Source organism: Porphyromonas sp. COT-108 OH2963 (assembly GCF_000768895.1).
In the GTDB taxonomy this organism is placed as follows: domain Bacteria; phylum Bacteroidota; class Bacteroidia; order Bacteroidales; family Porphyromonadaceae; genus Porphyromonas_A; species Porphyromonas_A canoris.
Genome location: NZ_JRAP01000012.1, coordinates 210,095 through 221,874, shown reverse-complemented (window position 1 = coordinate 221,874; position 11,780 = coordinate 210,095). Strand labels below are relative to the sequence as shown.

General features: G+C 47.0%; 8 protein-coding genes. 6 read left to right on the top strand and 2 right to left on the bottom strand.

Translation table 11 applies throughout. The annotated features are described in order from the left end of the window. Positions 1-488 precede the first annotated feature (488 nt). Together HQ39_RS07525 and HQ39_RS09560 are read left to right on the top strand one after the other, a co-directional pair. Positions 489-4,178 carry a leucine-rich repeat domain-containing protein gene (locus HQ39_RS07525; RefSeq protein WP_036865083.1) on the top strand — a complete coding sequence of 1,230 codons (3,690 nt, stop codon included), beginning with the start codon at positions 489-491 and terminating at the stop codon, positions 4,176-4,178. A gap of 210 nt (positions 4,179-4,388) precedes the next feature. Beyond that, the gene (locus tag HQ39_RS09560; RefSeq protein ID WP_152565535.1) at positions 4,389-4,691 is read left to right on the top strand and encodes a hypothetical protein; all 303 of its coding nucleotides are present in this window, start codon (positions 4,389-4,391) and stop codon (positions 4,689-4,691) included. A gap of 132 nt (positions 4,692-4,823) precedes the next feature. On the opposite strand, the gene HQ39_RS07515 is transcribed toward HQ39_RS09560, so the two are convergent. Further along, positions 4,824-5,534 (bottom strand): alpha-N-acetylglucosaminidase TIM-barrel domain-containing protein, encoded by a 711-nt coding sequence (locus tag HQ39_RS07515; protein WP_262498724.1) that lies wholly within the window; start codon positions 5,532-5,534, stop codon positions 4,824-4,826. 90 nt (positions 5,535-5,624) lie between these two features. Between HQ39_RS07515 and HQ39_RS07510 the strand changes: the two genes are divergently transcribed. After that, a complete protein-coding gene (locus tag HQ39_RS07510; RefSeq protein WP_235317654.1) occupies positions 5,625-7,094 on the top strand; it encodes a sulfatase family protein in 1,470 nt (489 codons plus the stop codon). 572 nt (positions 7,095-7,666) lie between these two features. On the opposite strand, the gene HQ39_RS07505 is transcribed toward HQ39_RS07510, so the two are convergent. Continuing rightward, entirely contained in the window at positions 7,667-7,846 is a 180-nt protein-coding gene (locus HQ39_RS07505; RefSeq protein WP_410524595.1) for a DUF3853 family protein, read from the bottom strand. 348 nt (positions 7,847-8,194) lie between these two features. Here HQ39_RS07505 and HQ39_RS07500 point away from each other — a divergent pair, with 348 nt between their 5' ends. The 3 genes from HQ39_RS07500 (at position 8,195) to HQ39_RS07490 (ending at position 11,557) form a co-directional block, all read left to right on the top strand. After that, entirely contained in the window at positions 8,195-9,268 is a 1,074-nt protein-coding gene (locus tag HQ39_RS07500) for an adenine-specific methyltransferase EcoRI family protein (RefSeq protein ID WP_052079530.1), read from the top strand. A gap of 148 nt (positions 9,269-9,416) precedes the next feature. After that, positions 9,417-10,589: an HNH endonuclease family protein gene (locus tag HQ39_RS07495; protein WP_036865077.1), complete on the top strand. Its 1,173-nt coding sequence runs from the start codon at positions 9,417-9,419 to the stop codon at positions 10,587-10,589. 41 nt (positions 10,590-10,630) lie between these two features. Next, the gene (locus tag HQ39_RS07490) at positions 10,631-11,557 is read left to right on the top strand and encodes a site-specific integrase (protein ID WP_052079533.1); all 927 of its coding nucleotides are present in this window, start codon (positions 10,631-10,633) and stop codon (positions 11,555-11,557) included. The last annotated feature ends 223 nt before the right edge of the window (positions 11,558-11,780 follow it).

The following is an 11,780-nucleotide window of genomic DNA, read 5'->3' as shown; positions in this document are numbered from 1 at the left end:
AAAAATTTTCATGCGGACGAAAAAATATCTGCGTGCGCAGAAAAAGTATTTTCTTTAGCATAAGAGTTGTGGCGATCCGGGCATAAAAATATATTTTCACAGGCAGGAAAATATATTTTTATACGAATCGGAGGTATTTTTTATGCTTGCGGACATATTTTTGTCTGCGTGCGGAAATGAATTTTCATGATGACGGGAGATGAACGATCTCCTCTCTCTCCGAAACTTTTTCCCGTTTTTGGAAAAACTTTTTGGCTTGTTTTTTTGAGTTTTTTGGCTGAGAAGAGGTGCTTTTGGGGGAGAAAAGTTGGTTCGTGTCGGTATTTATGACTAAAGTTTTGGTTCTGTTTTTGAATCTTTGTACCTTTAGGACATCACGATATGCGGGAGAAGCCACACCTGAACATATAACCTGCCGCGGGTGGCGATCCTTGAGACTTTATGCGTTGTTACGAATGAATGAGAAACTAATGAAAACAAAAAATCAGATGGAACGTATTTCTATTAAATCTTTATTCGCGCCGGTTCTGCTGTTTGCCCTGCTGGCAATCGGCTGCCAAAACGAACGCGAATCACTATTACCGGGAAAGAGAGAAAGGCAGCTCACCTTTACGGCTTCCATGCCGCAGGATGGCATGACCACGCGTGTGGCTTTGGAGAAAGATCCGGGCAAGAACATCCTTTCGGCCCGCTGGGAGTCGGGAGATAAAGTAACGTTTGTCTTCGAGCAAGGAGCACGGCTTACGGAACCGGTGGAGGTGGTCGTAGGCAGCATCGGTCAGGAAGGCAAAAGTGCGAAGCTGGACATCGAAGTGCCCGAGATCATAGACACGGCGGAAGAGTACACCATTCACGCATTCTGCGGAGTTCCGGGAGAGGGAGTGAGTATTCGTAACAAAGAGATTCTTTTGGACATTCTGCCCTTGCGAGGCGATCGTCTGTCGGATATTGCCGTTCCCGTCCTTTCCAAGCTCAAAGTGGAGCCCGAAGATATGGCGGCTTCGGGCGAAATGCTTCTTCCGTTCGCACATCTCGGAAGTGTGGAGTATGTCGATCTCAAGAACAGCTCGGATGCGGAGCTGAAAGTGCTCAACTGTCATCTCTACGGCACCGATCCGGGAGCGGATGAGTGGCGCTATCTGCCCGGCAACGGGAAGCACTATCTCTACAAACCGATGACTGACGAGGTGGTGTCAGCAGACGGAGACAAGCCAAACCCTTTGGAAGCAGCGGGATCCGGCATCGGCATTGCACCGGGAGCGACTCACACGTTTGCCGTTTGGCATCGCCCTACGGGAAAGAACATTCCGGAGTTCGGCATATCCATGCAGACGGAGCATGGCACCAAACTCTCGGCCAACAAAAAGAGAGCCAAAGCGTTCTCGATGACTGCCGGCAAGGCTTATCGTGTGCAGGCGGAGTGGAAAGAGAACAGCCTGAGAATCCTGGGCGATGGCGTGGAAGAGGATCTGCCTTCGATCTCTTTGACCACGGAGAGGGCAGTTGGCGGGAAGATTTGGCTTTTGGTAGATGCAGATGACGCAGACCGTCCGGATGTCTGGATAGACCTGAACAACAACAATACCAAAGATGCAGGAGAGAGTGTAACCACGTTTGACGAAAAACAAGTATACACGCTCGGCTCTCAGACCATTACCGTGTACGGAAAGATAACTGTTTTTAACTGCTCCGCGGCAGGAATCAAAACGTTAGATCTTAGTAAAAGTCCGGCTTTGAAAGAATTGCTCTGTTTCGAGAATCCTCTCGCTTCGTTGGATGTGAGTAAGAACACGGAACTGGAAAAGCTGGAATGCTGCGATATAGATGAACTTACTGCTTTGGATGTCAGCAAAAACACAAAGCTGACTTATTTGGACTGCTCTGGCTCTTCGATCAGCTCTTTGGACGTGAGTGAAAATATACGGCTGACCAAGCTGGTCTGCCACTCTAATCCTCTCAATTCGTTGGATGTGAGTAAAAACACGGCTTTGTCCGAACTTTTATGTAACAAGATCGGGCTGAAATCTTTAGATGTGAGCAGTAACGCAGACTTGCAAGAGTTGTATTGCAACGGCAACAGCCTCACCTCGTTGGATGTGAGTAAGAACCCAGCATTGATTGTCTTGTCTTGCAGCGAAAATTTCCTCCCTTCTTTAGATGTGAGTGGTAATAAGAAGATGACTTATTTGGATTGCAGGGACAACAAAGAGTTGAGCTCTCTGAAGATTCCCAACAGTATAAATAATGCACTGTTCAGCCTCAATTGTAAGCTGGACGCAGAGACACTGGACGAAATATTCAAAACTCTTCCCGATGTAACAGGGCAAAGCATTGGCGATAAGAAGGTCTTTGTTGCAGGAAATCCCGGAGCGGACGCCTGTCATCCCGAAATAGCCACCCAAAAAGGATGGAAAGTGGATGTCGTGGGGCTTCCTCTTATCAATAGCATGGTGCTGACGACAGAGAAAGCGGTCGGAGAAAAGATCAATCTTAGCATAGATGCAGATGACGCGGACCGCCCGGAAGTCTGGATAGACCTGAACAACAACAAGAAAAAAGATGCGGGTGAGAGCGTAACCAAGTTTGGCAAAAGCCAAGAGTACACGCTTGGAGCCAAGACCATTACCATATATGGAAAGGTAACCACGCTGCGGTGCGAGAAAAATGGCCTCACGGCACTGGATGCGAGCAAGAACATTGCTTTGAAAGACTTGAACTGTTGGGAGAATAAACTCTCCACATTGGATGTAAGTAAGAACCCGGCTCTCGTCCGGCTCTCTTGCAATAATAATCTTCTCAATGCACTGGATGTGAGCGGGAACGTTGCTTTGAAGTATCTGTATTGCGGTAACAATAAGATCTCCCGTTTAGACTTGAGCAACAATAAGAATCTGACCTATCTGGAGAGCCGTGATAACAAAGAGTTGACATATCTGGAAGTTCCCGGCACCCTAAACTATGGCTTGGTTCTTTCCAATTGTAAGCTGAGCGAAAGCGTATTGGACGAGATCTTCCGGACACTTCCCGATGTGAGAGGACTCACCGACAACCAGAAGATCCTTATTGCAGGCAATCCCGGAGCGGCTGCTTGTCATCCCGATATTGCAACATATAAAGGATGGAAAGTGGATGTCGCGGGGCTTCCTTCTCCTTGGGAGATGGTTCTGGCGACAGAGAAACCGGTCGGCGCCAAGATCACACTTCTGTTGGATGCGGATGCGCCGGATCGTCCGGATGTCTGGATAGACCTGAATGATAATGATGTTAAAGACGCAGGCGAGGCAGTAACCACATTTGGCAGTTACCAGGAGTACACTCGCGGTAGCGAGGTCTTCACCATATATGGAAAGGTAACCAAGCTCGACTGCCATAATCAAGAGCTCTTCGGCTTGGATGTGAGCGACAACCCGGCTTTGGCATGGTTGGGCTGCTACAATAATAAGCTCACGGACTTGGATGTGAGCGACAACACGGCATTGAAGGTGTTGTACTGCGACGGCAACCGGATAGAAACATTGGATCTGAGCAAGAACACCCTTTTGGAATACCTGAACTGCTTCGATAACCTCCTCACTACACTGGACATGAGTAAGAATCCGGCATTGAAAGGGCTCCGTTGCAACCACAATGAGCTTTCCGACTTGGATGTGAGCGGCAATCCGGCTTTGGAAAGCTTGAAGTGCGAGAACAATAAGCTCTCCGCCTTGGATGTGAGCAAGAACACGGATTTGATGGTGCTTTACTGCGACAAGAACAAGCTCACCACCCTGGATGTGAGCAATAACATCTTGTTGAAGGTGTTGAACTGCTTCAAGAATCAGCTCGTCGCGCTGGATGTGAGCAAGAACACGGCTTTGGAACATCTGGACTGCTACGTAAACAACCTCACCTCCCTGGATTTGAGCAACAACAAGAATCTGACCGTCTTCGGCTGCGACAACAACAAGGATCTGAGCTCTTTGAAGATCTCCGGCAGCATAAACAATATGTTGTATTGCCGCAACTGTAAGCTGAGTGCCGAGACACTGAACGAGATATTCACCATACTTCCCGATGTAACCGGGGTGGCGGGAGGCAAGAAGACCATCTACATCCACGGCAATCCGGGCACGGATGAGTGCGACAAGAAGATAGCCACGGACAAGGGCTGGACGGTATCTCTTGACCCCGTTCCATAATCTCTGTTCTTGAGGAAACAGGTAGAAAAAATGCAGGCAGCGCCGGTACGATGATAAGTGCCGGCGCTGCTTTTTTTTGTGTCGCAACGGAAGAGGAACAGCAGGGTAGAAGAGCAAGCGGAGCGGGACACTTTTTCTGGGGCTGTAAGTGCTTCATAATAAGTGTTTTCGGAGGCGGAAAGAATTCTTTGCGGAAAGCGTCAAAATTTCTTGGCCAAGAAAAAATATTTTTGTGGCCAAGGAAAAAAAATTGCGTGGCCAAGGGGGGAATTTTTTGTGGCCAAGGGGAAAAATTTTTGTGGCCAAGGGGAAAAATTTTTGTGGCTAAGAGGAAAATTTTTTGTGGCCAAGAGGAAAAATTTTTGTGGGCAAGGGGGGAATTTTTTGTGGGCAAGGGGGAAATATTACGTGGCCAAAGGGGAAATATTTCCTTGCGGAAAGAAATTCGCCCCCATACGAAAGGAGTTGCAGATAACCCTTAGGAGAGATGAAAATAAGGAGAGAAAAAGCTGAGGATGGAGGAGGAGAAGATGGACTTTAATCCGGCTTAATTCCCAATGGATAGCTGCTCCAAGATTTCCCGGTATCTATCGGAAGATATACGGGGAGTGGAGGGGATTGTCGGGGCGTCGATCCATCTTTTTTCTATCTCGAAGTAGTCCGGTGCTTCGGTTCGGATGCCTTCAGCTTGCCATACAGACCATTCTTCTCCCCAAAGTTGCTGACATTGCACCGGAGAAACGGAGTGTCTTCGTAGCCCTTTCTTTTCTCCCAATTGTCGGTGTTTTCCCCGAACAGCTCGATCACAAGCGCATGCCGTTTGTCAAGACCCTGCAAGAGCTTTGTGCCGGGATTCTCTCCCCACCCTTGCAGCACCCAACAGCTCTGCGGAAAGGCTTGCATCATCTCCTTTTGGATGGCGGACGAAGCAAGGGCAACATCTACTCCGGAGCTATTCCCTCCCTCATGGAATGGATCTCCTCCAAAGTGTCTGAGATCATCACCATACAGCCGCTTCATCTCCTGGTAATAGATCTGCGCCACTCTTTTGAAGTTCGGATCCGTGGGAAGTAAAAAGTCGGGGCGTTGAAATCCTCCTGCCCATCTGCCTTGAGGGATGATGCCGGCAGAGAGTTTATCCTTGAGCGTCGTCGGCACCATGCCATAGAAGCCTTGCATGACCGGCTCGATACCCAACTCTCTCATCCGTTCGAGAATCTTCTGTTGCAACTCCTTCTGCTGCTCTATCAGAGTATCGCTTACGGGACCTCCCCAGCCCTCCAAGTTGCCCATCAGCCACCAGACACCAAACACAGGATGCGCAATGAAGTCTTTAATCTCCTCCTTATAGAGAATAAAGTTTATTTTTGCGGAGAAGATAAAAACGAAAGACTTATGAACAAGAAATATCTCGTTGGTTCGCTTTTTCTAAGCTTTCCCTTGGCGATGTGGGGACAGAGCAAAGATCGTCCCAATGTGCTGATCATATATGCCGATGACCTTGGCTACGGAGACCTGGGCTGTTATGGAGCTAAAGGCGTGGAGACGCCCAATATCGACAAGCTGGCAGAGGAAGGAGTCCGGTTCACCAACGCCTATGCCATGGCTGCGACGAGTACGCCGAGCCGATATGGTATGCTCACGGGAGAGTATGCGTGGCGGAAGCCCGGGACGGATGTTGCGGCGGGTGATGCAGGAATGATCATCAAGCCGGAGCAGTTTACCCTCTCCGATCTTTTCAAGCAGGCGGGCTATGCCACGGCAGCCATCGGGAAGTGGCACCTTGGTCTTGGGCCGGAGACAGGCAAGCAGGACTGGAACAAGCCTCTTACGATGGGACTGAAAGACTTGGGATTCGACTACCACTACATCATGGCTGCCACTGCAGACCGCACTCCTTGCGTCTTCATCGAACAAGATACCGTTGCCAACTACGATCCGTCTGCTCCCATCGAAGTGAGCTACCTGCGACCATTCGCGGGAGAACCTCTGGGACGGACACATCCGGAGCTCCTTCAGCTGCGCTCTTCTCACGGGCACGACATGGCGATCGTGAACGGCATTGGCCGCATCGGTTACAGTCGGGGAGGAGGTCGTGCGTTGTGGAAAGATGAGAACATCGCGGACAGCATCACTGCGAAAGCCGTGCAGTTCATCCGCGAGCACAAGGACCAACCCTTCTTCATGTACTATGCCACGAACGATGTCCACGTCCCCCGCTTTCCGCATCCTCGCTTCCGGGGAAAGAGCAGCATGGGACTGAGGGGAGACGCCATCGTACAGTTCGACTGGGCTGTGGGCGAACTCCTTCGCACCCTTGACGAGCTCGGCATCAGAGACAACACCATCATCCTCATCTCCAGCGACAATGGGGCTGTCGTCGATGACGGCTACGAGGACAGAGCCGAAGAACTTCTTGGAGAACACCGCCCGTCGGGAGGTCTGCGCGGATTCAAGTACAGTGCATTCGAGGGCGGCACTCGCGTCCCGGCGATTCTCTCCTGGCGCAGAGGGCAGCAGGGCAAAGGCACCTCCGACCGTGTCGTGAGTCAGGCGGACTGGCTGGCGAGCTTTGCCCACCTCCTCGACATCACGCTCTCGTCCGGTGCCGCTTCCGATAGTCGCCCGGCGCTCTCCGCATGGCTTGGTCGGCACGATGCTCCGCACCGCTCTCATGTGATCGGGCAGGCTGCCAACAAGACCCTATCCGTCCGCACACCGGAGTGGAAATACATAGAGCCGTCCAACGGAGCACCCATGATCACGTGGGGGCCGAAGATCGAGACCGGCTACCTCCCCCGTCCGCAGCTCTATCACCTCCCATCCGATCCGGAAGAACGACACAACGTTGCCGACAAGCACCCTGACATCGTCCGTCGGATGCAGGCAATCCTTCAGAAAGAACGCAATCCCTAAAGCCACCGGCTGTTTGGAAAAAAGGGGAAGAGGCTCACCGATCATGGCGAGTCTCTTCCCCTTTTTTGTTTAGTAGTAAACGAAAAATTAACTTCCGGAATTGGACAGATTGCTTATTGATTAGGCAATTTTACCTCTAAATATCAAGCTGAGAATTGTATTGAAAATTCGGACATCGGAGTAGAAATGTACTACTTCTCCAAAGGTTCTGATGCTGTTATTTGATCTGTCCAAAAAGGTTTGTTGAGATAATGGATATTAGACGACTGCCAAACCCATCCGAAAAGGACTATCTACGTCTCGACAGATACAAGCAGAGGTACGTATATCTTAGACAAAGAGAGCCGTGATCTTATTTTTGTGCATAAAAAGGGAGTATATCGCATGAGTCGTGAATTGTCAAAATGATACTTACGACACCTAAAAGCCGAACTCAAAAGTACTTGGGACAAAATTATCTTCCTTGCATGGAACAAATGAACTAACCTTCCGTTTTGCAATTAGCTATTTAAGCGCAAGATCTGCACCTAAAGATAATCATCTACCTTGCTTGATGTGGATAGTGATAGGAATTACAGCTGAAAAATGAGCGATGCCAGAGAGATCATGATCATACACATGGTGTTTTGTTCTTTGGAAGGTTTTGCCTCCGTATTCGTATTGCTGGGCTGTGAGCCGTGGCGAGCAAGGAAGAGCAATTCCTCGCCTGTCATCTGCCATACGGGCTTGCCCAAAAGTTCTTCTAAAATCATACTTCATTGCAGTTAAGTTGTGAATACTTTTGCCCTTGTGCTTCGGGCTATTAGTCAGCTCTGACACTGCGAAAGTATGAGCTAATTCGTTGTTTATGAAATGGTAGGGAGGTGTCAGGAAATACAAGGAAGTCGCGGGAAATCAAAGCTCCTCATAGATCCCCCCTGAATACGCATTTTCACACAAAAAGAGGCTTGCAGAGCATCACTGCCCTTGAGCCTTTCTCCACTTCTTGTCCTCCCCAAGCCCCACTTCTTCGTTTTCAGTGTTAAATAGGGAAATCCCCTCGTCCCTCTGCAAGCTTCTTCGTACCTTTGTAAGATAAATAGGATTTATAGATAGAATATATGGCAAATAGAAACCTCAAAGATGCTAAAGCAGCTAAGAATGATGAATTCTATACGCAATATCACGACATAGAGGCTGAGATGAATGCCTATTTAGAGTATAATGCGGAAGTATTCCGAGGCAAGACGGTGTTGCTCCCTTGTGATGATCCCGAATGGAGTAACTTCACACGTTTCTTCGTGGCTAAGTTTGAAGAATTGGGACTAAAGAAGCTCATTAGTACGAGCTTCGCTCAAGAGAGCAAGAACTACAAATCTGATTGGCAACCCTCCCTATTCGAGACAGAAGATCCTCGATACAATGCAGAGAAGTCGGCTATTTGTGGTAAAATATTCACCCTTACACATGACACTAATCATAGTGGCAAGATTGATATAGATGACTTGGAATGGGAATATCTCGAGGGCACTGGAGACTTTCGTAGCCCTGAGGTAACGGCTCTGAGGGATGAAGCCGATATTATCATTACCAATCCTCCGTTCTCGCTCTTCCGTGAGTTCCTCGCTTGGATTATGGAGGGAGATAAGAAGTTTGCCATCATAGGCAATATGAATGCCATTACCTACAAAGAAGTCTTCCCTCTCATCAAGGATAATAAAATCTGGCTGGGAGCCACTGGGAATGGGAAGGACATGGTATTTGCAGTTCCTAAAGGTGCTAAGGTTGATGAAAAAGATAAGCAAAAAGCGGCTCGGTTAGGGTACATTGGAGACTATACAAGATTAGGCAATTCTTGTTGGTATTCCAATATCGAGCATGGACGTCGTCACCAGCCACTGGCTCTTATGACAATGGAGGACAATCTGCGCTATAACAAGAAAATGAAAGGAAAAGAGGGTTATGAACGTTACGATAATTATGATGCGATAGAAATTCCTTTTACTGATGCAATCCCTTCAGATTATGATGGAGTTATGGGCGTTCCTATCTCTTTTTTGGATAAGTATTGTCCGGAGCAATTTGAAATCTTAGGGATAGACCGATATATAGAGGATAATCCTATTCCAGGTAAACGATTTAGTATCAATAATAAAGAGGTCTATGCTCGAATACTCATTAAGTTCTTACTCTAATAAAAATGCGTTTGTAGATTCTCTGACTTTGAATAAAAGGCTGTGCGATACCACTTTCTCTATGCCAAAGTCCGTTAGAAAACCCTTTACCTTCGCTTTCAGTACACCCTAAGATTTCAACTCAGTTACATAAATACAAAAACAATAAATGAAAACAGAACTACATACAGAATGGACTATTGCAGATATCTGCAAAGGGTTTGTTTACAATGAGCTAGAAGGAAAGGGACTATTTGGTCTAGATGGAAGGCTAACGATACAGCCCGAATATCAACGGCATTATATCTATAACGATGGTAAGAAAGATGTAGCCGTTATTAAGTCCATTTTAAGTTCCTATCCTCTGGGGTTGATTTACTTTAATCGTACAGCAAACGGCCAATATGAAGTGCTGGACGGACAACAACGCATCACATCTATAGGACGCTTTTTTACAGGTAAGTTTGCTATAGAAGATGCCAATGGTAATATGCAATATTTCTCTGGTTTGCCTGTGGAACAGCAAAAACTCATCTTAGACTCAAAACTCTTGGTGTATGTCTGCGAGGGTGAGGAGCGAGAGGTCAAAGAATGGTTTAAGACCATCAATATTGTAGGCGTACCTCTTAACGAACAAGAACTGCGTAATGCTATTTATTCAGGTTCGTTTGTCAATGCAGCAAAGCGAGTTTTTAGTAACTCACAGAATGCCGAAGTCCATAAATGGAGTCACTACATCAAAGGAGATGTCAAGCGACAAGATTATCTCAAGGTTGCTCTCGAGTGGGTCAGTACAAGCCATCAGCAAACTGTGGATGCCTACATGAGTATGCACAGGCATGATAAGGTAATTACAGGGTTAGAGTCCTACTTTCGATCGGTAATTGATTGGATTGCGACCACCTTCACAATGACAGATCGAGAAATGTGTGGTCTCGAATGGGGGCGACTCTATGAAACATATCACACAACACCCTATAGTATCGATCATATTACAGCACGGGTGAAAGCACTCATCGCTGATGAAGCCATCAAGTGCCCACGTAATATCTATGAATATGTATTAGGTGGGGAGCAGCATACTCACCTCTTGGATGTGCGTTTCTTTGACGAAAAGGATAAGAAGGTGGCCTACAAGCAACAGACAGAACGTGCAGAGAAAGAAGGGAAATCAAACTGTCCGCTGTGTGCCATTGGGGAAAACGCCAATAAAACACGCATTTACAAACTCTCAGAGATGGATGCCGATCATGTAACAGCATGGAGCAAAGGTGGTAGTACAACTCTTGCCAATTGCGAAATGCTCTGCAAGACGCACAACAGATCGAAAGGAAATAAATAGAAGTTCCCATCTTGTACATGTTATTCTATGAACTAAAAACAATGTACAAGATGCAAACAACATTTCATCAAGTCGCACAATCGTGGTGTGAGGCCAAGCAACCTCTGGTCAAGTACTCCACGATGTGCGCTTATCGGCTTATCCTTCGTACACATTTGTTGCCCCAATTTGGGGCAATGACTCAGATTGCAGAGTCTGATGTCCAAGATTTTATTATTGATAAGATTAATAAAGGACTCTCCAAGAAAACCGTTCGAGATATCATTGCCGTACTTAGGGCTATTATCAAGTATGGAGCAAGACAAAAACTATTTGAGTCGGAGAACTGGCATCTAAGTTACCCAACAATAGAGAAAGGTAGTAAGTTGCCTGTGATGTCGGTTAAGCACCAACGCAGGCTTATGACTTATCTCATCGAGCAGCCAGACTCCAAGAATATAGGGATATTGCTCTCGATCTGTACGGGTATGCGTATCGGGGAAGTGTGTGCATTAGAGTGGTCTTGCGTAGATTTATCTCATCGAATTCTTCGTATACGGCAAACAGTAGCACGCATCTACGATTGCGAAAAAGGGGCTACCGAGCAAGTTTTTAGCACTCCTAAGACAAAACATTCGTTTCGAGAGATTCCTATGAGCAGACATCTGTTTGAGGCTTTGTGTATCTTGAAGAAGTCATCCGTTTCGCCCTTTGTTGTTGGTTCGTCTATCAAAGCAATAGACCCTCGCACTTATCGAGATTATTTTGCCCGATTACTCAAGCGCCTACGGATTCCTCCGATTGTTTTTCATGGCCTCAGACATACATTTGCAACACGCTGTATAGAGAGTCAGTGCGACTATAAAACTGTCAGTACTATTCTCGGACACTCCAATGTCTCAACAACACTTAATCTGTATGTACACCCAAACCTGCAACAAAAGAAACGTTGCATTGAGAAGATGAGTCGATTCCTTGAGACAAAATAGCAAATGATCTCAGTATAAGGAATGATAATTTACCTGTATTTCTTGTAGGTTGCCTTTATCGGTGCAACCGCATAACCTTAAACAAAATCACCACCCAAGCTGTAGTCTTAGGTGGTGATTTTATTGCCTCTAAATTTTTGGGTGTAATAAAGGGTGTAAACCGCATACTCTTGCTGATTTACACCCTTATTGCGGAGAGAGAGGATAATGAACTATATTCTTC